The organism is Bradyrhizobium sp. 27S5, assembly GCF_037217225.1.
Taxonomy (GTDB): domain Bacteria; phylum Pseudomonadota; class Alphaproteobacteria; order Rhizobiales; family Xanthobacteraceae; genus Bradyrhizobium; species Bradyrhizobium septentrionale.
In genome coordinates this window covers 3,845,419-3,866,831 of sequence record NZ_CP147714.1, presented here as the reverse complement: position 1 = coordinate 3,866,831, position 21,413 = coordinate 3,845,419, and the positions used below count along the sequence as shown (strand labels likewise).

Genomic DNA, 21,413 nt, shown 5'->3' with positions numbered 1-21,413 from the left:
CGCCCGGTTTCGAGCAAAACCCCGTCAAGCGGAATGCATCCGGCCGTGGCGGATTCACACATCGCGTTGTGTGAATCGTGCATAAGGCACATCCGTCCTTTCGCTTCGTGCCGGGCTGGCGCTTGATCGCCGCCCCACATCCGAAAATCGCAGTAGCGACGAAATCAGAAGAATAAGCTTGTCCATGGCCTTGATTGATTCGAACGTCCACAAGCTCGCGCCCGACGCTGCGTCCCCGACCTATCGGAGTGCGCCGCACAACATCGAAGCGGAACAGAGCCTTCTGGGCGCGATCCTGGTCAACAATGACGCGTTCTATCGGGTCTCCGACTTCCTGGAGCCGAAGCATTTCTTCGAGCCGCTGCACCAGACGATCTACGAGACCGCCAGTTCCCTGATCCGGATGGGCAAGGTCGCGACCCCCGTGACCCTGAAGACGTTCCTGCCGGCCGACACCGACATCGGCGGCATGACCATCAGCCAATACCTGGCGCGGCTCGCAGCCGAAGCGACCACCATCATCAACGCGCAGGATTACGGACGTACCGTCTACGATCTCAGCCTGCGCCGCGACCTGATCCGGATCGGCGAAGACATCGTCAACGTCGCGTTCGACGCGCCGGTCGACTTTGCCCCGCGCGCGCAGATCGAGGATGCCGAGCGGCAGCTCTACAGCCTCGCCGAAACCGGCCGCTACGATGGCGGCTTCCAGCGCTTCGCGCAGGCGCTCACCGTCGCCGTCGACATGGCGGCGAAGGCGTTTCAGCGCGACGGCAAATTGTCCGGCATCTCGACCGGCCTGCGCGACCTCGACGCCAAGATGGGCGGCTTGCAATCCTCCGACCTCATCATCCTTGCCGGCCGTCCCGGCATGGGCAAAACCTCGCTTGCCACCAACATCGCCTACAATGTCGCCAGGGCCTATGAGGGCGAGGTGCAGGCGGACGGTACCACCAAGGCGATCAACGGCGGCGCGGTCGGCTTCTTCTCCTGCGAAATGAGCGGCGAGCAGCTCGCCACCCGTATTCTCGCCGAACGCTCCGGCATCCCCTCGAGCTCGATCCGCCGCGGCGGCATCTCCGAGCTCGATTTCGAGAAGATCCGCGACTGCTCGATCGAGTTGCAATCGCTGCCGTTCTACGTCGACGAAACCGGCGGCCTCTCGATCTCGCAGCTCACCGCGCGGGCGCGGCGGCTCAAGCGTCAGAAGGGTCTCGACCTGATCGTGATCGACTACATCCAGCTGTTGCAGGGCTCGGGCAAGAAGGGCAACGACAACCGCGTGCAGGAAATCACCGAGATCACCACCAATTTGAAGGCGCTGGCCAAGGAGTTGAACGTCCCGATCATCGCGCTGTCGCAGCTGTCGCGTCAGGTCGAAAACCGCGAAGACAAGCGGCCGCAGCTCTCCGACTTGCGTGAATCCGGCTCGATCGAGCAGGACGCCGACGTCGTGATCTTCGTGTATCGCGAGGAATATTACCTCGCCAACAAGGAGCCGCGCGCGGGTACGCCGGAATACGAGAAGTGGCAGATGGACATGGACCTCGCCCACGGCAAGGCCGAAGTCATCATCGGCAAGCAGCGCCACGGCCCGACCGGCACGGTCGACCTGCACTTCGAGGCCAGCGTGACGCGCTTCGGCGACCTCGCACCCGACGGTCAGGTTCCGGATCGCCACTATTGATGCTCTGACGCGGTTGAACGCCGCAAGCGCGACGCGTAGAAATGCGGCATGAACATCGTGACCGACGCGAAATCGCAGCTGACGCCCGAAGCCAGTTTGCTGGCGGCCCATCCGACCGCCAGCGGTATCCTCACCGTCGACCTCGACGCCATCATCGCCAACTGGCGCAAGCTCGAGAAGACCGCAGTCCCGGCCGAATGCGCCGCCGTGGTCAAGGCCAACGCCTATGGCTGCGGCGCCGAGCAGGTCTCGCAGGCGCTGGCCAAGGCCGGCTGCAAGACCTTCTTCGTCGCCACCGTCGAAGAGGCCGCCGTGGTGCGCGCGGCCGTTCCCGAGGCCACGGTGTATTCGCTGGGCGGCTTCTTCCAGAACACCGGCGACGCCTACGCCAGGATCGACTGCAAGCCGGTGATCGGCGATCTCAACGAGCTCGCCGAATGGGACGTGTTCTGCCGCCGCTCCGGCTGGTCCGGCGGCGCCGCCATCCATATTGACACCGGCATGAACCGGCTCGGGCTCACGGTCAGCGAGGCCCAGGGCATCATTCCGCGGATCAATGCCGGCGATCACGGCATCACGCTGGTGATGAGCCATCTCGCCTCCGCCGAACTGCTCAACAGTCCCGCCAACGCCAGGCAGCTTGCGAGCTTCCGCGAAATCGCGAGCCTGTTCGCCGGCGTGCCGGCTTCGCTCGCCAACTCCTCCGGCGTGTTCCTCGGCGCCCCGTTCCAGTTCGAGATGGTGCGGCCGGGCTGCGCGCTCTATGGCGTCAATCCGACGCCCGAGGCCGACAACCCGATGCAGCCTGTGGTCGACCTCAAGGCACGCATCGTACAGATCCGCAACATCGATCGCGGCGAGACCGTCGGCTATGGCGGCACCTGGACCGCGCGGCGGCCGACCCGGCTTGCGATCGTCTCCGCCGGCTATGCCGACGGCTATTTCCGCGCCGCCAGCGCCAATGACGGCACCCGCGGCGCCGAGGTCGTGGTCGCCGGCAAGCGCTGCCCGATCGCCGGCCGGGTCTCGATGGACCTGATCGCGGTCGACGTCACCGACCTCGACAAGAATGCCGTGCGGCGCGGCCACATGGTGACGCTGATCGGCGAAGGCATCACGGTCGACGAGGTCGCACATCATTTCGGCACCATCGGCTATGAGGTGCTGACCAGCCTCGGCCGCCGCTTCGTGCGCATCTACAAGGGCGGCGATGCCGTCGCTGCGCGAAGCGATGCCGTCGAGAAGAGCGAGGCGATCGCCGAGAAGAGCGAGACAGCTGCCGCCGCACCTGCAGCGCCGCCTGCGCTGCCGACAGCGCCCGCTGCGCCACCGCCATTGCCCGCCGAACCAACCCCGCCATCCGCTTGACGCGATCGATCGGCGCGATCGGCTGCACGCATGAAGATCGCGACCTTCAACATCAACAACATCAATCGCCGGCTGCCGAACCTGTTGCGCTGGCTGAAGTCGGCCAGACCTGACGTCGTCAGCCTGCAGGAGCTCAAGGCAAGCGATGCCGAGTTTCCGGCTGCGGCGATCGAGAAGGCCGGCTATGGCGTGGTGTGGCAGGGACAGAAGACCTGGAACGGCGTCGCCATCCTCGCGCGCAAGGCCGAGCCGGTCCTGATCCGCACCGCCCTGCCCGGCGACCGCGACGACCATGAGGCGCGCTACATCGAGGCCGCGGTGCGCGGCATCGTCGTCACCAGCCTCTATTTGCCGAACGGCAATCCGCAGCCGGGACCGAAATTCGATTACAAGCTCGCCTGGTTCAAGCGGCTGCGCGCCCACGCCGCCAAGCTGCTCAAGCAGGACGTCCCTGTGGTGCTCGCCGGCGACTACAACGTCGCGCCAACGCCTCTCGACATCTATCCGACCCGCTCCTGGGACAAGGACGCGCTGATCCAGCCGAAGAGCCGCGCCGCATTCAAGGCTCTGGTCGATCAGGGCTGGTGCGACGCGATCCGCACGATGCATCCGGATGATCAGATGTTCACCTTCTGGGACTACAAGCGCAACCGCTGGCCGCGCGATGCCGGCCTCCGGCTCGATCATCTGCTGCTCAGCCCCGCAGTTGCTGCGCGGCTGGCGAAAGCCGGCGTCGACCGCGACATCCGCGGCGAGGAAGGCGCCAGCGACCATGCGCCGGCGTGGGTGGTGTTGAAGTGATGGATGCTCATTGTTGACGTCGTCCTGGCGAAGGCCAGGACGACGATCAGGATGGTTCTCGATTCAACCTGTCAAACAGCTCGTTCGGTGTCATCGCCCGGCTTGACCGGGCGATCCAGTATTCCAGAGACAGTCGTAGTTGAGCGGATGGGCCGCGGCGTACTGGATCGCCCGGTCGAGCCGGGCGATGACAGTTGTGGATGGGGACGCAGCTTCGCATTTGCCCGACGGGCAGTTTTTGCACGGCCGCCGAGGCCACCCGATGTGGGCGAATGCGCGGCGGATGTGGCGGACCGGGTACAGCCTGGGGTCGTGCAAATCGACTACAGTCGCGCCGATTTGATTCATGCATTGGGCCTGCAAATGAAGTCCTATTTCGTCGCCGCATCGATGCTCATGCTCGGCATTGCCAGCGCGTCCGCTGCCGACATCGCCGCCCGCCCCTACACCAAGGCGGCGCCGATCGTCGCCACCGCCTATGACTGGAGCGGCTTCTATGTCGGCGCCAATGGCGGCGGCAGCTGGAGCCGGAAATGCTGGGACGTGGTGCCGTTCACGATCACCAATCCGACGCTCGGCGTGCTGAATTTTGCCGGCCCCGAAGGTTGCCACACGGCCTCTGGCGCGACCGCCGGCGGCCAGATCGGTTATCGCGGGCAGCAGGCGGCCTGGGTGTTCGGCGTGGAAGCGCAGGGCAATTGGGCCGACCTTTCCGGCTCGAACCCGTCCGTCGCCCCGCTGTTCGCGGGCTTCGCCAACCGCTCGAGGATCGATGCCATCGGCCTGTTCACCGGACAGGTCGGCTATTCCTGGGGTTCGTTCCTGCTGTACGCAAAGGGCGGCGCGGCCGTGGTGCGCGATCGCTACGAGAGCTTCATCACGACAGGATTTGGCCCCGGCGTGCCGGTCGGATTCATCGCCGATCGCGGCGCCGAGACGCGCTGGGGCGGCGCGATCGGCGCCGGCGCCGAATATGGCATCGCGCGCAACTGGTCGCTGGCGGTCGAATACGACCATCTGTTCATGGGCACCAACAATGTTCGCATGACCTACGATCCGGCTTTCATCGCCGCGCTCAACCATGACGAACGCATCCGCCAGGACGTCGACATGGTGACGGTGCGCGTCAACTACCGGTTCGGCGGCCCGGTCGTCGCGAAGTACTGACGCGCCTCACGATGCTTGTCTGTGGTTCAGACGCGCCTTGCGCTGCTTCGAACCATTGGGTCACAGTGAAGCGCGGCTCTCGAGACACGCATCAAGCGTAGCTCGGGACCACGTTCCGGAGTGCGCAGGTGGGTTTTCTCTTCGTCCTCATCGTCGGCCTGGTCGCCGGGACCATTTCCGGCATCGTCGGCACCGGCTCGTCGATCATGCTGATGCCGGTGCTGGTCTATCAGTACGGGCCGAAGCAGGCGGTGCCGATCATGGCGGTCGCCGCTGTGATGGCCAATCTGTCGCGGATTCTCGCCTGGTGGCGCGAGGTCGATTGGCGGGCCTGCGCGGCCTATTCGATCACGGGCATTCCGGCCGCAGCGCTCGGCGCGCGGACGCTGCTCGCTTTGCCCTCGCATGCGGTCGATATCGCGATCGGCGTGTTCCTGATCGCGATGGTGCCGGTACGGCACTGGCTGGCGCGGCACGAGCTGAAGGCCAATCTCTGGCATCTCGCCATCGGCGGCGCCGTGATCGGCTATCTCACCGGCGTCGTGGTCTCGACCGGCCCGCTCAGCGTGCCGCTGTTTTTGTTTTACGGCCTCAGCAAGGGCGCGTTCCTCGCCACCGAAGCGGCAAGCTCGCTCGGGCTCTATGTCAGCAAGTCGGTGATGTTCGAGCGCTTCGGCGCGCTGACGCCTGATATCGCATTCAAGGGCCTGATCGCCGGGGCATCGCTGATGTCCGGTGCCTTCATCGCAAAACGCTTCGTGCTGCATCTCAAGCCCGACGCGTTCCGCCTGATCATGGACGGCATCATGCTGGCGGCGGGCGTGTCGCTGCTGTGGTCGGCGGCGGTGCACTAATCCAGGCGAAGCTGAACATGAAATCTTTCGAACTCTCGCTGTTTGCGGACTATTTCCAATTCTACATCCAGGATGAACCTGCGGATGGCAACCTTTCCGAGGCGTGGACAGAGGAAGCGACCGACCGATTGCTCGCGGTAGCGCCCGGGACGGTCGGGATCGGCACCGTGCGAAACATGGACGTTCCGGTCGCTGTGCAGATTCTCGAAGGCGAGCCGGACGACGATTCCTCTGAATGGGATCACGTCGTCGAAGCCAGCCTGGATGTCGCGTCCGGGCGCATCGTGATCGCCGGTTGCACCGATTACTTCCCTGACGCGAAACGCATCGAGGTCTCGCCGGGGAGCTATCGGGTGCGCGTCTCGTATGGGGCACTCGACACGCTGTCGGCAAACGGCCTGGATGGGGATGATCATTACAGGCTGCAGCTATGGCCAGCCGCCGCAATCGCTGTTCGGGTCGTCAAGCAGCGTTCGACATAGACCATCCCAACAGGTCTCGGACCAAACACGCTTGGGCACGGCGATGCCTTGGGCATTGCCCCCTTGTGATCCGTGCTATTGAAAGGATGCGGAATCGAGTCCCTTCATGGCCAAATCCACCCTCTCCTTTGTCTGCCAGAACTGCGGCGCGGCGTATAATCGCTGGCAGGGCAAGTGTGATTCCTGCGGCGAGTGGAACACGCTGGCCGAGGAAGACACCACGGGCTCGGTGCCGGTCTCAATCCGCTCCAAGCGCAAGGGACGGACGTTCGCGCTGGAATCGCTCTCCGGCAAGACCCAGGACGCGCCGCGGCTGTCGTCTGGCATGGCCGAGCTCGACCGCGTCACCGGCGGCGGCTTTGTCCGCGGCTCGGTGCTCTTGGTGGGCGGCGATCCCGGCATCGGAAAATCCACGCTGCTGACCCAGGCCACCAGCATGATGGCGCGCGCCGGCCACCGCGCGGTCTATATCTCCGGCGAAGAGGCGGTCGCCCAGGTGCGACTGCGGGCCGAGCGGCTCGGGCTCGCCGACGCGCCGGTGCAGCTGGCGTCCGAAACGTCGGTCGAGGACATCGTCTCGACGCTCTCGGAAGGCGCAGTGCCGCGGCTGATCGTGATCGATTCGATCCAGACCATGTGGACCGACACCGTCGAATCCGCGCCGGGCACCGTGACCCAGGTCCGCGCCTCGGCGCAGGCCCTGATCAGGTTCGCCAAGAAAACCGGGGCAACGATCATCCTGGTCGGGCATGTGACCAAGGACGGCCAGATTGCCGGCCCCCGCGTGGTCGAGCACATGGTCGATGCGGTGCTGTCGTTCGAGGGCGAAGGCTCGCAGCAGTTCCGTATCCTGCGCTCGGCGAAGAACCGCTTTGGCGCGACCGACGAGATCGGCGTGTTCGAGATGACCGGGCTTGGGCTGCGCGAGGTTACCAACCCCTCCGAATTGTTCCTCTCGGAACGCGAGCTCGGCAGCCCCGGCACGGCTGTTTTCGCCGGCATCGAGGGCACCCGACCGGTGCTGGTCGAGCTGCAGGCGCTGGTGGCGCCGACCTCGCTCGGCACACCACGCCGCGCCGTGGTCGGCTGGGACCCGAGCCGGCTGTCGATGGTGCTCGCGGTGCTGGAAGCGCATTGCGGGGTCAAATTGTCCGGACATGACGTCTATCTCAATGTCGCCGGCGGCCTGCGCATCCAGGAGCCGGCCGCGGACCTCGCCGCGGCGGCCGCGCTGGTGTCCTCGCTGGTCAACGCGCCGCTGCCGACGGACGCGGTCTATTTCGGGGAGATTTCGCTGTCGGGCGCGATCCGCCCGGTGGCGCAGACCCCGGCCCGGCTGAAGGAGGCGCTCAAGCTCGGCTTCGGCCGCGCCATCCTGCCCGAATCGGTCCGCGGTGAGAGCGGCGGCGATGCCGGCCTGGCGCTGAACAGCGTCGGCAATCTGACCACGCTGGTCGCCGAAATTGCCGCACGCGGAACGCCCAGAGGCGGCCGGAATCCGTCTTCGGGCGACCAAGACGGTTCTGGGCGCGCTGAATCGGCTGGGAAAAATGCCACACCGGCCCGATTCCGTCGCGACAACGGCTAAAGCGGGCGTGACGTCTCAGCCCCTCGCCGCTATACATCCGCCGCGCGGGACAGGTGGTGTTGCGGACTTGCCGGACGCCCCCGATGCGCCTCATTTAGGACGGCACCGACTTTGCCGATTCGCGAGAGCCATTAACAGCGTAAGCCCTTAACAGCGTACCGAAACGTACCAGCGGACCTGACCAGCCGATGCCCGTAACGATACTCGATCTTGTCCTGCTCGGCGTGATGCTGATCTCGGGCCTGCTGGCGATGGTGCGCGGCTTTATGCGCGAGATCCTGTCGATCGCGGCCTGGGGCGCCGCCGCCCTGGTCACGCTGTATGCTTTTTCGAAGCTGCTGCCGACCGCCAAAACTTACTTCAATAACGACACGGTCGCGGCCGTGGTGGTGGTGGCCGGCACGTTCATCGGCACGCTGATCGTGGTCTCGGTGATCACGGTGCGGATCTCGGACATGATCCTGGATTCCCGGATCGGCGCGCTCGACCGCACCCTCGGCTTCCTGTTCGGGCTCGCCCGCGGCCTTCTGATCGTAGTCGTGGCGTTCATGTTCTTCACCTGGCTGGTTCCGGACAAGCAGCGGCCCGACTGGGTCACCGGGGCGAAGTCCCGCGTGGTGCTGCAGGGAACCGGGGATTGGCTGATGACGCTCTTGCCTGACGACCCCGAGAACACCATTTTAAAGAAGTTCAAGAAGAATAAGCCAGACGACGATTCTGCGGCCGATACCAATGATCAGGCGACGCCGGCGTCGGGTGATGGCTATAGCAAACCTGCGCGTGACAGCTTGAAAAAGCTGATCGAGAAACCCGCGGGCCGATAAACTATTTGGGCCCTTACGAGAGGCGATGAACGAGATGCAGACCCCTTCGGATCAAGCCGACCAGATGGATCTCGACCTCGGCCCGATCGAACTGCAGGACCCTCTCAGATACCACCCAGATCTCGATGGCGACTCGCTCCGCGAGGAATGCGGCGTGTTCGGCATCTTCGGCCATCCCGAAGCCGCCGCGATCACCGCGCTCGGCCTGCACGCCCTGCAGCACCGCGGCCAGGAGGCCGCCGGTATCGTCACCTTCGACGGCGGCCGCTTCCACAGTGAACGCCGCCTCGGCCTGGTCGGCGATGCCTTCTCCCGCCGCGAGGTGATCGAGCGCCTGCCCGGCAATGCCGCGGTCGGCCATGTCCGCTACTCCACCACCGGCGGCACCATCCTGCGCAACGTGCAGCCGCTGTTCGCCGAGCTCAGCGCCGGCGGCTTTGCGGTCGGCCACAACGGCAACCTCACCAACGGCCTGACCCTGCGCCGCGAGCTGGTCAAGGGCGGCGCGATGATGCAGTCGACCACCGACACCGAGGTGATCCTGCATCTGGTCGCACAGTCGAAGCGCACCCGCTTCATCGACCGTTTCATCGAGGCGCTGCGCACCATCGAGGGCGCCTATGCGCTGGTCGCGCTGACCAACAAGAAGCTGGTCGGCGCGCGCGACCCGCTCGGCATCCGCCCGCTGGTGCTCGGCGATCTCGACGGCCATCCGATCCTGACCTCGGAGACCTGCGCGCTCGACATGATCGGCGCGAAATATGTCCGCGACATCGAGCCCGGCGAGATCATCGTGTTCGACGAGACCGGCGCGCACAGCCACAAGCCGTTCCCGCCGAAACCGGCGCGGCCCTGCATCTTCGAATACATCTATTTCGCGCGGCCGGATTCCATCGTCGGCGGCCGCTCGGTCTACGACGTGCGCAAGGCGTTCGGCGCGCAGCTCGCGCGCGAGAGCCATCCCGAGGTCGACGTCGTGGTGCCGGTGCCGGATTCCGGCGTGCCCGCCGCGGTCGGCTACAGCCAATATTCCGGCGTGCCGTTCGAGCTCGGCATCATCCGCAACCACTATGTCGGCCGCACCTTCATCCAGCCGACCCAGAGCGTGCGCGAGCTCGGCGTGCGCATGAAGCATTCGGCCAACCGCGCCGCGATCGAGGGCAAGCGCATCATCCTGATCGACGACAGTCTGGTGCGCGGCACCACCTCGAAGAAGATCGTGCGCATGATGCGCGACGCCGGCGCCCGCGAGGTGCATTTCCGCCTCGCCTCGCCGCCGATCCTCTATCCCGACTATTACGGCATCGACCTGCCGGACCGCGGCGGCCTGCTCGCCGCCACCCATTCGCTCGAGGAGATGCGCGACATCATCGGCGCCGACTCGCTCGCCTTCCTGTCAATCGACGGCATGTACCGCGCGATGGGCTATGAGGGGCGCGATCCGGCCAATCCGAGATTCGCCGACCATTGCTTCACCGGCGCCTATCCGACCCACCTCACCGACCAGAGCGAAACCGAGGCCCCGCCGCGCCAGCTCTCGCTGCTGGCGGAGGCGAGCTGACGCACGAGATGCAGCCAGTCATCGGCATTTTCTGCGGAGTGCTGTTGGTTGGCTTTATCGTGTTTGCCTTCAGGCAAGGCATGAAGGTAACCTCGGATAGGTCGGGCAACGGAACCAACAGCGACCACAACTCGTATCCGGGCGGTAGCTGACGTCGCGATAGAAAGGAATTCGTCTTGGCCGGGCTTGTCCCGGTCATTTCTGTCTGTAATACCCCGGGCAAAGACGCGGATAGACAGACATGACAAAACCCCTCGCCTCCCGTATCGCCCTCGTGACCGGCGCCTCGCGCGGAATCGGCTATGCGACCGCGGTCGCGCTGGCAAAGGCCGGCGCCCATGTCGTGGCGGTGGCGCGCACGCAAGGAGGGCTGGAAGAACTCGACGACGCGATCCGGAAGGACGGCGGCAGCGCCACGCTGGTGCCGCTCTCGCTCACCGATTACGACGGCATCGCACGGCTCGGGCTCGCGTTGCATGAGCGGCACGGCAGGCTCGACATCCTGGTCGGCAATGCCGGCACGGCCGGACCGTCGTCGCCGCTCGGCCATATCGAGCTGAAGCCGTGGAACGACGTGTTCGCGATCAACGTCACCGCCAACTTCCAGCTGATCCGCTGCATGGACCCGTTGCTGCGCCAATCCGACGCCGGCCGCGCGGTGTTCGTGACCTCGGGCGCCGCGCACAAGGCCAACGCCTATCTCGGCCCCTACGCAGCCTCGAAGGCGGCGCTGGACGCATTGGTGCGCTCCTGGGCCAATGAGACCGCGAATACGGCATTGCGCGTCAATCTGTTCAGCCCCGGTCCGATCCGCACGCGGATGCGCGCGCAGGTATTTCCCGGCGAAGACCCGATGACCTTGGATACGCCCGACATGGCTGCCGAATACATCGTGCCGATGTGTTCGCCCGCGTGGACCGAGACCGGTAAGCTCTACGACTACAAGGCGCGCACGCTGCGGAGTTTTCAGCCGCCGGCGTAAGGAGTAACAGGTGAGCCGCGCCTTCCATTGTCATCCCCGCGAATGCGGGGATCCAGTATTCCAGAGGCGATTGCGTTTGAATCGAGAAGCCGCGGCGTACTGGATCGCCCGGTCCCGTCTACGCCAAGGCTTCGACGAGGCTACGAATCCCTGGCACGCCGAAGCTTTCGCGGAGGCGGCAAGCCGGGCGATGACACCTCTTCTGACGCGTGGGCCTGCCTTTGCGATGCAATTGACTCCTCCCCCGCCCCACGATTGACTGCGCTCCCAAGCGGGACGACCGCCAAGAAAATCTCGGGAGACAATCATGACGCCGAAGCTCAATCGCGCGCGCTTAAAACTGTCCGGGTTCATTCTCTCTGCCTGTATCGCATCTTCATCCCTCCTCGCTCTGCCCTTCCCCGCCAGGGCCGGCGATGTCCCGACCTTCGCGGTCGATGCGTCCTGGCCAAAACAGCTTCCCAACAACTGGATCATCGGCCAGATCGGCGGCATCACGGTCGACTGGCAGGGGCATATCTGGGTGATCCACCGGCCGCGCTCGCTGACCGATGGCGAGAAGGCTTTGAGCCTCACGCCGCCGCGCGCGAAATGCTGCGTGGCGGCGCCGCCGGTGCTGGAGTTCGATGTCGACGGCAATCTGCTGCGATCCTGGGGCGGCCCCGGCGACGGCTATCAATGGGTCGGCCGCGAGCACGGCATCGAGGTCGACGAGCGCGGCTTCGTCTGGATCGGCGGCAATGCCGACGACGACAGCGCGATCCTGAAGTTCACGCTCGACGGCAAATATCTCGGCCAGATCGGCAAGATCGGGCCGCGCACCAACAGCAACGACACCACCCAGCTCGGCCGCCCCGCCGAGATGGCGATCGACAAGGATGCCAACGAGCTCTACATCGCCGACGGCTATGGCAACCGCCGCGTCATCGTGTTCGACGCCACCACGCTGGCCTACAAGCGGCACTGGGGCGGCTATGGCAAGCTCCCCACCGACGACAAGCAGCCGCCCTACGATCCGAGCGCCGCGGTGCAGGAGCAGTTCGGCAATCCCGTGCATTGCATCAAGATCGCCAATGACGGGCTGGTCTATGTCTGCGATCGCAGCCAGGACCGCATCCAGGTATTCCAGAAGAACGGCACCTTCGTCAGGGAATGGTTCTACGAGAAGAACACGCGCGGCGACGGCGCGGTGTTCGATCTCGCGCTGTGGCCCGATCCGAAGCAGACCTATCTGCTCAACGCCGACGGCGCCAACAACGAGATCCGCGTGCTCAAGCGCGACGACGGCACTGTGGTCGGCACGTTCGGCCATAGCGGCCGCAATGCCGGCCAGTTCGCGCTGCTGCACGCCATGGCGGTCGACCAGAAAGGCAACGTCTACACCGGCGAGGTGGAGGGCAAGCGGATCCAGAAGTTCAAGCTGACCTCGGATGCGCTGAAGTGAGGATTGCAGCTGGATGACGCTTCGACGCAGTCCATCAGGCTTTATGCGGATTGCCGCTCAACCGAAGAAAGGGTAAGCGGAAACTCGAACGACCGGCACAAGGCTCCACAAGAGGGCCGTCCGGAAAATGACAATGGAGGGAATACTCATGACGACGACGCTCGTGCGGCGCCACGCCGTGCTTCTCGCTTGCGCTGCACTCGGCCTTGCAACACCTGCCTTTGCTCAGGACAAGAACGTCAAGATCGGCGTGCTGAACGACATGTCGGGCCTCTATGCCGACATCGGCGGCCCGAACTCGGTGGCCGCGGCCAACATGGCGGTGGAAGATTCCGGCCTGCGTGCCAAGGGCTGGAAGATCGACGTGGTCAGCGGCGACCATCAGAACAAGCCCGACGTCGGCGTCAACATCGCCCGCCAATGGATCGACAACGAGAAGGTCGACATCATCACCGACACGCCGAACTCCGGCGTCGCGCTGGCGGTGAGCAACCTTGCCAAGGAGAAGAACTCGATCGTGCTCAATTCGGGCGCGGCGACCGCCGATCTCACCGGCAAGGCCTGCAACGCCAACACGATCTCCTACACCTTCGACACCTACATGCTCGCCCACGGCACCGGCAAGGCGCTGACCAAGGCGGGCGGCGACACCTGGTTCTTCCTCACCGCCGATTATGCGTTCGGCCATGCGCTGGAGCGCGACACCACGGCGGTCGTCGTCGCCAGCGGCGGCAAGGTGCTCGGCGGCGTCAAGCACCCGCTCAACACCGCAGACTTCTCCTCCTTCCTGCTGCAAGCGCAGGCCTCCAAGGCCAAGGTCATCGGCCTCGCCAATGCCGGTGGCGACACCACCAACTCGATCAAGCAGGCCTCCGAATTCGGCATCACGGCGGGCGGACAGAAGCTCGCGGCGCTGTTGCTGTTCGTCAACGACGTGCACGCGCTGGGCCTGAAGATCGCCCAGGGCCTCACCTTCACCGAGTCGTTCTATTGGGACATGAACGACCAGACCCGCGCCTGGTCGAAGCGCTTCCAGAAGGTCTCGCCGAAGAACGCGATGCCCTCGATGACGGTCGCCGGCGTCTATGCCGGCGTGCTGCATTACCTGAAGGCGCTGGAGGCGATGGGCGGCAATCCGCATGACGGCGCCAAGGTCGTCGCCAAGATGAAGGAGATCCCGACCGACGATCCGCTGTTCGGCAAGGGCCCGCTGCGCATCGACGGCCGCCGCATCATTCCGGCCTACCTGTTCGAGGTGAAGAAGCCGGAAGAGTCGAAATATCCCTGGGACTATTACAAGCTGATCGCCACCATCTCGCCGGATGACGCCGCCAAGCCGCTCGAGGCCAGCGAGTGTCCGCTGGTGAAGAAGTGACCGCGTAGCGGTCATTCCGGGATGGTGCGCAAGCACCAGACCTCAGGGGCGCAATTGCGCCCCGGGGAATCTCGAGATTCCGGGTTCGCGCTTTGCGCGCCCCGGAAATGACTCGCTCCACCCCATCACTTCGCAGCCGCCTTCCTCGCCTGCGGCGGCAACGACGCCCATTCCCTGTCGGCGCGCGGGCCGCCGGGATCGCCGGTTAGACCGACGAGCTGTCCAGCCTGCACGTCGAGCGTCTGCGTCCAGGTCTGGGTCTGACACAGCAGCTTGAGCAGGCAGCCCTTCAGCTTCAGCCGGTCGGACGCGTCGCGCCACAGCGAGACCGCATAGGACTTGCCGTCCTCGGCATTGTAGATGTCGCCGTCGAACCGGCCCTCTGGCGTCAGCTTCAATCCAAGGATCAGTTGATGGCCAAGCAGCGCGCGCGTTCGCTTGTCAGGATCGGGATTGAAGCTGTCGCGGAACGGCTGGCCGCGTGGATCCAGCGGATCCTTCATCCACACGATGAAGCCGCAGATGCGGTCACGCGCGGTGCCGCAGCGCTCGAGACGGATGCGCGCGCGCCCGTCCTCGGTCAGCCAGGTACCGCTGGGATCGGCCGGAGCAATCGTCTCGGCGCGGCCGGTCGAGCTCATCAGCAAGGCGGCGACGAGGCTGCGCAGAAACATGCGAACCAGAAAGTTCATGGCAGAGGACCTTTCATTGCCGGGATGGCTTTAAGGACGCGCGACGCGCGCCTCACTTCAGTTGCGCCATGAAGGCATCGGCGCCCTTGTCGATGCCGGCGGTGGCGGCGGCGAGATCGCCGACGCTGGCCTTGATGTCGTAGGCGTTGGGATATTGCTTGCTGACGTAAGCGCCGAGCAGCCGCGAGGTCGAGCTGTCGAACATCTCGACGGCATAAATCACCGAGCCCGTCATGGTGCCCTCGCCGTCGCGCGCGGCCTGGACCCCGTTGTAGACCGCGCCTGCCAGATCGAAGCGTGACAGCGTGCCAAGCACCGGCGTGTTGGCGACAGCGCCGGTCAGCGTCAGCCGTAGCCGAAATGTGTTCGGCCCTCGCGTGTTGACCACCGTGAAGCGGCCGCGCAATTTGTCGGCGAAGCGGGTCTGCATGTAGGCGGCGAGCGTTTCCCTGTCCTTTTCGGACATTTCGCCGAACTGATGATTCGCGCCGCGATAGATCACGACCGGTTCGAGCATCACCTTGTTGTAGCTCCGCCACTCGACCGGCGGCGCATAGCGATACGGCACACGGCCGGAAGAATCCGACGTGTCAGGCGTCATGTAGGCCGACGAGGCCACCTCCGAATAAGCCACCGGCGTCACGGCGGCACATCCTGCTGCGAGGACGCAAAGCGCCATCGCTCCCAGACCGCGCGCGGCGATCGAGCTCTCCATTCCAATCTCCTCATCCGACCTGCGGAAAAAGCAGCTCGGCCGCAGCCACGTCCGGGGCTGAAAGTGCGGCTGCGGCCGCCACTGCCGACCTGGCTCGCCGCCAGATCTGGCCTCAGTGCGACGAACTATAAAACCGACCAGTTGGTTTGTAAAGTTGCAATCGCAGGAAACGCATTAGAAAAATGCGGCGCTCGAAGCGCCGGGGTTATCAGCGAGATTCAGCTGCGCTTGCGGGCTGCGGCCGGCTTTGCGGCCGGAGCCTGCGATGCCGCGCGCGCCGCGACCGTCCTGGCCGGCTTTGCAGCCGCCGTCGCGCCCTGCTCGATCGGAGCCCACTTGCTGTCGTCGAGCAATCGCTCGAACAGGCGATCGCGCTCGGCATCGCTCAATGATGACAGGCCGAACAACGAACTCAGCAGCAGCCCCCTCGCCGCCGCCCAGCGCAGCAGCGCGAGATCGGGGTCACGCGCCTCGGCCTTCATCAGCGCGATCTTCTTGACGTCGACATCGCGCGGCATCGCCATCAATTCGGGATTCTCGTTCATCGCCGCCAGCAGCGCGAACGCCCCGGCTCGCGGCGTTGAGATCGCCTCCCGCAGCGTGGCGATCTGCGCCGCGAGTTCGGGCTGGTCCGTGGTCTCGCGCGCCTTTTCGATGTAGCGCTTCGAGAACTCCTCGAAATGCGCCATCTGCTGCTCGAGCAACGCGCGCAACACCGCTTCCTTGGTGCGGAACTGATGCATCACGCCGCCCTTGCTGAGCCCGCTCTCGCGCGCGATCGCGTCCAGCGTCAGGCGCCCCGGACCATCGCGCGTCACGATGGTGATCGCGGCCTCGAGTGCGGCGTTGCGGGAGCGTTCCGAGCGAGAAGGATTATCCATGGGGTTACTTACTCAGGAAGGAGTCGCTTGAGCGCACAGTATCTCAGCGGCCTCGGTCAATCTCAAGCGCTGCATCTGATTCTGCCAGGCAGCGCGAACGACGTACCCGAAATGCCGGCGTCGGCATCGGGGTGGCGCATCATGCGAACGAATCGATCATTGCGCTATCTGATCGCTCACGCGCATGCGCGTACGGTGCCGCGAACCGTCTGCAGCAAGCAGCGACGCAGGCCGTGAAGGAAACCGTGCGCCATACGGCCGATGACCCTTTCCCCTCGACCACGCGCGCGGGCAACAGACTCTGCATCGGCATAACTGGCGGCGACGATCGTGCCGTGCCTGTTCCCCTCGAGCTTCAGGTCGGTGAGATAGACGAGGCCGCGCGACGTCAGCAGCGCCGCTTGCGTGTCGCTGAAGCGGCTCAATTCATCGCAGATATCAACGGCCTCGTCGTTCACCCTGTTTCTCCTGCCAGCGCGGCCCCGGGGCGAGGCGCGCGTCTAGATCCAATACCATTCTCTATACAAACCAACCGGATGGTTTGTAAATAGGCAAAATGGCGCAATCCGCCAGATTCGGCCGATCGGGCGCATCGGCCTGTCGGATAGCCGCCCGCGCATTCGTCCTCGAAGCATCGATCAGCCAGCACCGGAGCATGCGAGCGATGACACAGAGCGAGAGAGCCGAAACCCAAATCAGGGCACTCATCGAATCCTGGGCGGACGCCGTCCGCAGGCACGACTATCCCGGCGTTCTCGCCCATCACGATCAGGACATCGTGATGTTCGACGTGCCGCCGCCGCTGCTGTCACGTGGACTGGATGAATACCGCAAGACCTGGGATCTGTTCTTCAGATATAATCGCCCTGGCTACGCCTTCGATATCGAGGAGATCGCGATCACGGCCGGCGAGGATGTCGCCTTCGCGGCTGCGGTGATGCGCTGCGGCCCGCCCGATGCCACCTTCCAGTTCAGGCTGACGATCGGATTGCGCAAGGTCGGCGACGGCTGGCGCATCACGCACGAGCACCATTCGGTGCCCGCGACGGATTGATGTGTGCCCTCACTCGTGCCTGGCCGGAAATTGCCTCAGATCCTCTCAGTGTGACGGATCACATTGCATCCAACGGCTCCAGCATGGAGCGCGCGACGCACACATCGTTCCGCAAGCTTTCGGCATTTTGTGTCGTGATGTGGCCGACAGCTATTTCGCCTAACGGCGTGAACCCTCTCCTCCCGGGGGGCGACCGAGGAGAAGGGGCGGCCAAGCCCGAGCTCGACACGGGAGCTCGACACGGGAGCTGGACAGATGGCCAATCGACCCAAATTCGCAATCACGAGGCCGATCGAGGAAACGCCGTATGCGGCGGCGCCTGACATCGTCATCGGCTATCCGCATCGGCTGGACTGGCTGGCGCTGTACCAGCCGGGCCCGCTGCGCATGCCCAACGAGCAGGGCATCTATCGCGACGTCATGGCGCTGGAATCCCGTTACCAGGACATGAAGGGCCATCATGAGCGCACCGTGAAGGCGCAGCTGGATCTCATCCCCAAGCGCGCCACTGGCCGCGCCGTGCTTGCGGAAATCGGCCGCAAGCCGTCGCACAAGGTGACGATCTTTCCGTTCGATTTCCTGCCCTCGGGGCAGTGGAAATCCGAGACGGCGGCCGCGACCGAGGCGACTGTGATCATGCCGACGCCGGAGATGATCGCCGCCTGGCGGGCCAATCCCGCGGTTCCACCCGCGGCGCTGCAGCCGCAGCTCGACGGCATGCTGAAGGGCACGCAGTGGAGTCGTCTCGACTTCACCTATCCGGCCACCGGTGCGGGGACAGGCGTCTATATGTTCTATACGGCGCAGCGCTTCGACGATCAGCCGATGGGCGCCGACGATGCACTGCTGCATGAGCTGGTGCATGCCGCGCGGCTGGCGAAGGGACTTTCCTTTCAGGCGCCGGTCAGCGGCAGCTATCGCAATATGGAGGAGTTCTTCGCCAGTGTCGTACAGATGGTCTATCGCTCGGAACGGCGGCAGTCGATCTTCGACTATGCCGGCGCGCCGATCGATGCGGCGTCGTTCCTCGACAAGAACCTGACGCCGTCGCCGCGACTGCTGATGGGCTGGCTTCGCTCGCAGCAGGGGACTTTCTATGCGGCGCTCACCAAGGCCGACGCAAGCTTCAATCCGATGCGCCAGGCCGACGCCGAAGCGGCCGCGCTGACCCGGAAGATCGAGCACGCGACCTGACCACGCCGAGACTGCGCGCGCGTCGGCCGGGTGAGGCCTTCGGCCGAACTAACTCACCCACCCTGCGCAGGCGCCTTCGCCGTCGAACGCCATGCAATCGCGAGCGCGAGCAGCAGCAGCGCGCCCGCCAGATAGAATGGCGCGCCGGGCATCTTCACTGGCGCGTTGGCGCCGATGAAATGCGCAAATGTCAGCGTGAACAGGAACGGGCCGATCAGCTGCGAGACGCTCTGCACGCTTGACGTCGCGCCCTGCAGCTGGCCCTGCTGATCTGCCGCAACGAGCTGCGTGGTCAGCGCCTGGGTCGCGGCGCCCGCGACGCCCCACAGCGCCATCACGGGAATGCCGACCCAGAACCAATGGCCGGTCGGCGCCGCACCGAAGATCAAGAAACCGGCCGCGCCGAAGCCGAGGCCGAGGAACAGCGTCTTGCGCTCGCCGAAGCGCTTGACGATCGGGCCGATCGCCGCACCCTGCACGATCATGGCGCAGACGCCGACCAGCGCCAGCGTCGCGCCGACGGTGCCGGTGCTCCAGCCATAACGATAGGTCGCGTAGAGCACGAACACCGACGGCAGCACGACATGGGCAAGCTGGGCGAAGAAATTCACCAGCGACAGCCCGGCGAGCACCCGGTTCGAGCGCAACAGATGCAATGCGCCGACAGGATTGGCGCTCCGCCAGCGGAACGGCGAGCGGCGCCCGGCAGGCAGCGACTCCGGCAGGATCAGCAGGCCATAGAGGCCGTTGGCGAAGCTCAGGCCGGCTGCGACCCAGAACGGCAGCCGCGGATCGAATTGGCCGAGCAAACCGCCCAGCGCCGGCCCGAGGATGAATCCCGCGCCGAAGGCGACGCCGATCTTGCCGAACACGGCGGCGCGCTGCTCCGGCGCGGTGACGTCGGTGATGTAGGCGAATGCGGTCGAGATGCTCGCCGAGGTGATGCCCGAGACCATCCGGCCGATGAACAGCCAGCCCAGCGTCGGCGCGAGCGCCATCACCACATAGTCGGCGGCAAGCCCGAAGTTCGACAACAGCACCACGGGCCGGCGACCGAAGCGATCGGACAGCGCACCCAGGATCGGCGAGCAGAAAAACTGCATCAACGCCCAGATCGTACCGAACAGCCCGAAGATGCGCGCGGCGTTCGCGGTGTCGTTGTTGACGAAACTCTCGATCAGTTTCGGCAGGATCGGGATGACCACGCCGAGCGCGAGCGTGTCGAGCAGGATGGTGACGAAGATGAAGATGACGGCGGCACCGCGCGCCTGCGGCGCGTCCGTTCTGCCGTTCGCCACCTCTCCGCTCATGACGGGCGTTTGCGCTTGTGGGCGAACGGGTTGGCCTTTTCGCGCAACGTGATCCTAACCGGCGTGCCCGGCAGATCGAAGGTCTCGCGCAGCGAGTTGGTGAGGTAGCGCAAATAGGATCTCGGGATCGCGTCGGCGCGCGAGCAGAACAGCACGAAGCTCGGCGGCCGCGCCTTCACTTGCGTGATGTAGTTCAGCTTCAACCGGCGGCCCGAGACGGCCGGCGGAGGCGCTGCCTGGATCGCCTGCTCGAACCAGCGATTGAGCGCGGCGGTCGGCAAGCGCCGGTTCCAGACCGCATAGGCCTCCTGGATCGCAATCATCAGGCGGTCGATACCCTCACCCATCAGGCCGGAGACGGCGACAACAGGCACGCCCTTGACCTGGGGCAGCCAGTGGTCGGCATCGGTGCGCAGTTGCGATATCTGGTTGGGCTTGCGTTCGACGAGGTCCCATTTGTTGACCGCGAGCACGATGGCACGGCCCTCGCGCTCGATCAGGTCGGCGATCCGCAAATCCTGCTCCTCGAACCTGTTCTGCGCGTCCATCATCATCACGACGACTTCGGCGAAGCGCACCGCGCGCAACGCGTCGGCGACCGAGAGCTTTTCCAGTTTCTCCTCGATCCGCGAGCGGCGGCGCAGGCCGGCGGTATCGAACACGCGGAACTGGCGGCCCTGCCAGGTGATCTCGACCGCGATCGAATCGCGCGTGGTGCCGGCCTCGGGGCTGGTCAGCAGCCGCTCCTCGCCGAGCAGATGGTTGATCAGCGTCGACTTGCCGGCATTGGGCCGGCCGACGATCGCAACCCGGATCGGGCGCTGCGCGATCTCCTCGTCCGACCAATCCTCGACACCCTCGATCTCCTCTTCCTCCTCGACGGGCTCCGGCATCAACGCACTGAGCACATCGCGGAGATCCCCCATGCCCTCGCCATGCTCGGCAGATATCTGCACGGGATCGCCGAGGCCGAGCGCGTAGGATTCCATCGCGCCGATCTCGCCGTGCTTGCCCTCCGCCTTGTTGGCGACCAGCACCACCGGCTTGTTGGCTTTCCGGGCGAAATCGGCGAAGGCGCGGTCGGTCGGCGTCAGGCCGACGCGGGCGTCGATCACGAACATCAGGGCGTCGGCGAGTTCGATCGCGGTCTCGGTCTGCTCCTGCATCCGAGCCGTCAGCGAGCCCTTGGCGCCCTCGTCGAGACCCGCGGTATCGATGATGGTGAAGTCGAGATCGTAGAGCCGGGCCTGGCCCTCGCGGCGGTCACGCGTGACGCCGGGCTCGTCGTCGACCAGCGCGAGCTTCTGGCCGACCAGCCGGTTGAACAGCGTCGACTTTCCGACATTGGGCCGGCCGATAATGGCGATGGTGAAGGACATGGATCATCCAGGCGCGGTCTGCGACGCGCGGGTCAAGGTGCTGGCAAGAACTACA

The 21,413-nt window shown here is 65.2% G+C and carries 20 protein-coding genes; 14 read left to right on the top strand and 6 right to left on the bottom strand.

What is annotated here, in order from left to right; translation table 11 throughout:
- Positions 1 to 184 precede the first annotated feature (184 nt).
- From WDM24_RS17785 to WDM24_RS17730, 12 genes are all read left to right on the top strand, one after another.
- Entirely contained in the window at positions 185 to 1,687 is a 1,503-nt protein-coding gene (locus tag WDM24_RS17785) for a replicative DNA helicase (RefSeq protein ID WP_029083536.1), read from the top strand.
- Positions 1,688 to 1,735: 48 nt separating this feature from the next.
- On the top strand, positions 1,736 to 3,055 hold the full coding sequence (alr, locus tag WDM24_RS17780; protein ID WP_338831941.1) for an alanine racemase: 1,320 nt from the start codon (positions 1,736 to 1,738) through the stop codon (positions 3,053 to 3,055).
- A 30-nt stretch (positions 3,056 to 3,085) separates the two neighbouring features.
- A complete protein-coding gene (locus tag WDM24_RS17775; RefSeq protein WP_338831940.1) occupies positions 3,086 to 3,856 on the top strand; it encodes an exodeoxyribonuclease III in 771 nt (256 codons plus the stop codon).
- 363 nt (positions 3,857 to 4,219) lie between these two features.
- Positions 4,220 to 5,023 carry an outer membrane protein gene (locus WDM24_RS17770; RefSeq protein WP_338831939.1) on the top strand — a complete coding sequence of 268 codons (804 nt, stop codon included), beginning with the start codon at positions 4,220 to 4,222 and terminating at the stop codon, positions 5,021 to 5,023.
- 128 nt (positions 5,024 to 5,151) lie between these two features.
- On the top strand, positions 5,152 to 5,877 hold the full coding sequence (locus tag WDM24_RS17765; protein WP_338831938.1) for a sulfite exporter TauE/SafE family protein: 726 nt from the start codon (positions 5,152 to 5,154) through the stop codon (positions 5,875 to 5,877).
- A 17-nt stretch (positions 5,878 to 5,894) separates the two neighbouring features.
- The gene (locus WDM24_RS17760) at positions 5,895 to 6,359 is read left to right on the top strand and encodes a hypothetical protein (protein ID WP_338700174.1); all 465 of its coding nucleotides are present in this window, start codon (positions 5,895 to 5,897) and stop codon (positions 6,357 to 6,359) included.
- A gap of 106 nt (positions 6,360 to 6,465) precedes the next feature.
- Entirely contained in the window at positions 6,466 to 7,947 is a 1,482-nt protein-coding gene (gene radA, locus WDM24_RS17755) for a DNA repair protein RadA (RefSeq protein WP_166296274.1), read from the top strand.
- Between the two features lie 188 nt (positions 7,948 to 8,135).
- On the top strand, positions 8,136 to 8,771 hold the full coding sequence (locus WDM24_RS17750) for a CvpA family protein (protein ID WP_029083542.1): 636 nt from the start codon (positions 8,136 to 8,138) through the stop codon (positions 8,769 to 8,771).
- Positions 8,772 to 8,835: 64 nt separating this feature from the next.
- Positions 8,836 to 10,332, top strand: coding sequence for an amidophosphoribosyltransferase (purF, locus tag WDM24_RS17745; RefSeq protein ID WP_414645758.1), 1,497 nt, complete (start codon positions 8,836 to 8,838; stop codon positions 10,330 to 10,332).
- A gap of 241 nt (positions 10,333 to 10,573) precedes the next feature.
- Positions 10,574 to 11,314 carry an SDR family NAD(P)-dependent oxidoreductase gene (locus tag WDM24_RS17740; protein ID WP_166296276.1) on the top strand — a complete coding sequence of 247 codons (741 nt, stop codon included), beginning with the start codon at positions 10,574 to 10,576 and terminating at the stop codon, positions 11,312 to 11,314.
- Between the two features lie 307 nt (positions 11,315 to 11,621).
- On the top strand, positions 11,622 to 12,758 hold the full coding sequence (locus WDM24_RS17735) for a hypothetical protein (protein WP_338831937.1): 1,137 nt from the start codon (positions 11,622 to 11,624) through the stop codon (positions 12,756 to 12,758).
- A 148-nt stretch (positions 12,759 to 12,906) separates the two neighbouring features.
- Positions 12,907 to 14,133, top strand: coding sequence for an ABC transporter substrate-binding protein (locus tag WDM24_RS17730; protein ID WP_338831936.1), 1,227 nt, complete (start codon positions 12,907 to 12,909; stop codon positions 14,131 to 14,133).
- A 125-nt stretch (positions 14,134 to 14,258) separates the two neighbouring features.
- Here the strand turns inward: WDM24_RS17730 and WDM24_RS17725 are convergent, their stop codons facing one another.
- From WDM24_RS17725 to WDM24_RS17710, 4 genes are all read right to left on the bottom strand, one after another.
- Complete coding sequence (locus tag WDM24_RS17725) at positions 14,259 to 14,825, bottom strand: DUF2147 domain-containing protein (RefSeq protein ID WP_338831934.1); 567 nt, start codon at positions 14,823 to 14,825, stop codon at positions 14,259 to 14,261.
- Between the two features lie 52 nt (positions 14,826 to 14,877).
- Positions 14,878 to 15,540, bottom strand: coding sequence for a DUF3313 domain-containing protein (locus tag WDM24_RS17720; RefSeq protein WP_338831933.1), 663 nt, complete (start codon positions 15,538 to 15,540; stop codon positions 14,878 to 14,880).
- A gap of 218 nt (positions 15,541 to 15,758) precedes the next feature.
- The gene (locus WDM24_RS17715) at positions 15,759 to 16,421 is read right to left on the bottom strand and encodes a TetR/AcrR family transcriptional regulator (RefSeq protein ID WP_338831932.1); all 663 of its coding nucleotides are present in this window, start codon (positions 16,419 to 16,421) and stop codon (positions 15,759 to 15,761) included.
- 176 nt (positions 16,422 to 16,597) lie between these two features.
- Positions 16,598 to 16,879 (bottom strand): hypothetical protein, encoded by a 282-nt coding sequence (locus WDM24_RS17710; RefSeq protein ID WP_166296293.1) that lies wholly within the window; start codon positions 16,877 to 16,879, stop codon positions 16,598 to 16,600.
- A 206-nt stretch (positions 16,880 to 17,085) separates the two neighbouring features.
- Here WDM24_RS17710 and WDM24_RS17705 point away from each other — a divergent pair, with 206 nt between their 5' ends.
- Both WDM24_RS17705 and WDM24_RS17700 read left to right on the top strand, forming a co-directional pair.
- A complete protein-coding gene (locus WDM24_RS17705; protein ID WP_338831931.1) occupies positions 17,086 to 17,475 on the top strand; it encodes a YybH family protein in 390 nt (129 codons plus the stop codon).
- A 255-nt stretch (positions 17,476 to 17,730) separates the two neighbouring features.
- Positions 17,731 to 18,669: a hypothetical protein gene (locus tag WDM24_RS17700; RefSeq protein ID WP_029083552.1), complete on the top strand. Its 939-nt coding sequence runs from the start codon at positions 17,731 to 17,733 to the stop codon at positions 18,667 to 18,669.
- A 53-nt stretch (positions 18,670 to 18,722) separates the two neighbouring features.
- On the opposite strand, the gene WDM24_RS17695 is transcribed toward WDM24_RS17700, so the two are convergent.
- Together WDM24_RS17695 and der are read right to left on the bottom strand one after the other, a co-directional pair.
- Positions 18,723 to 19,979 carry a TCR/Tet family MFS transporter gene (locus WDM24_RS17695; protein ID WP_338831930.1) on the bottom strand — a complete coding sequence of 419 codons (1,257 nt, stop codon included), beginning with the start codon at positions 19,977 to 19,979 and terminating at the stop codon, positions 18,723 to 18,725.
- Positions 19,976 to 21,358, bottom strand: a complete 1,383-nt coding sequence (der, locus tag WDM24_RS17690) for a ribosome biogenesis GTPase Der (protein WP_338831928.1) — start codon at positions 21,356 to 21,358, stop codon at positions 19,976 to 19,978. The genes WDM24_RS17695 and der overlap by 4 nt, the downstream gene beginning before the upstream one ends.
- Positions 21,359 to 21,413 lie beyond the last annotated feature (55 nt).

What these genes read in the sequence shown, in the direction of transcription:
- WDM24_RS17785 (WP_029083536.1), top strand. Translation starts at nt 185, where the DNA reads ATGGCCTTGATTGATTCGAACGTCCACAAGCTCGCGCCCGACGCTGCG.
- alr (WP_338831941.1), top strand. Translation starts at nt 1,736, where the DNA reads ATGAACATCGTGACCGACGCGAAATCGCAGCTGACGCCCGAAGCCAGT.
- WDM24_RS17775 (WP_338831940.1), top strand. Translation starts at nt 3,086, where the DNA reads ATGAAGATCGCGACCTTCAACATCAACAACATCAATCGCCGGCTGCCG.
- WDM24_RS17770 (WP_338831939.1), top strand. Translation starts at nt 4,220, where the DNA reads ATGAAGTCCTATTTCGTCGCCGCATCGATGCTCATGCTCGGCATTGCC.
- WDM24_RS17760 (WP_338700174.1), top strand. Translation starts at nt 5,895, where the DNA reads ATGAAATCTTTCGAACTCTCGCTGTTTGCGGACTATTTCCAATTCTAC.
- radA (WP_166296274.1), top strand. Translation starts at nt 6,466, where the DNA reads ATGGCCAAATCCACCCTCTCCTTTGTCTGCCAGAACTGCGGCGCGGCG.
- WDM24_RS17750 (WP_029083542.1), top strand. Translation starts at nt 8,136, where the DNA reads ATGCCCGTAACGATACTCGATCTTGTCCTGCTCGGCGTGATGCTGATC.
- purF (WP_414645758.1), top strand. Translation starts at nt 8,836, where the DNA reads ATGGATCTCGACCTCGGCCCGATCGAACTGCAGGACCCTCTCAGATAC.
- WDM24_RS17740 (WP_166296276.1), top strand. Translation starts at nt 10,574, where the DNA reads ATGACAAAACCCCTCGCCTCCCGTATCGCCCTCGTGACCGGCGCCTCG.
- WDM24_RS17735 (WP_338831937.1), top strand. Translation starts at nt 11,622, where the DNA reads ATGACGCCGAAGCTCAATCGCGCGCGCTTAAAACTGTCCGGGTTCATT.
- WDM24_RS17730 (WP_338831936.1), top strand. Translation starts at nt 12,907, where the DNA reads ATGACGACGACGCTCGTGCGGCGCCACGCCGTGCTTCTCGCTTGCGCT.
- WDM24_RS17725 (WP_338831934.1), bottom strand. Translation starts at nt 14,825, where the DNA reads ATGAACTTTCTGGTTCGCATGTTTCTGCGCAGCCTCGTCGCCGCCTTG.
- WDM24_RS17720 (WP_338831933.1), bottom strand. Translation starts at nt 15,540, where the DNA reads ATGGAGAGCTCGATCGCCGCGCGCGGTCTGGGAGCGATGGCGCTTTGC.
- WDM24_RS17715 (WP_338831932.1), bottom strand. Translation starts at nt 16,421, where the DNA reads ATGGATAATCCTTCTCGCTCGGAACGCTCCCGCAACGCCGCACTCGAG.
- WDM24_RS17705 (WP_338831931.1), top strand. Translation starts at nt 17,086, where the DNA reads ATGACACAGAGCGAGAGAGCCGAAACCCAAATCAGGGCACTCATCGAA.
- WDM24_RS17700 (WP_029083552.1), top strand. Translation starts at nt 17,731, where the DNA reads ATGGCCAATCGACCCAAATTCGCAATCACGAGGCCGATCGAGGAAACG.
- WDM24_RS17695 (WP_338831930.1), bottom strand. Translation starts at nt 19,979, where the DNA reads ATGAGCGGAGAGGTGGCGAACGGCAGAACGGACGCGCCGCAGGCGCGC.
- der (WP_338831928.1), bottom strand. Translation starts at nt 21,358, where the DNA reads ATGTCCTTCACCATCGCCATTATCGGCCGGCCCAATGTCGGAAAGTCG.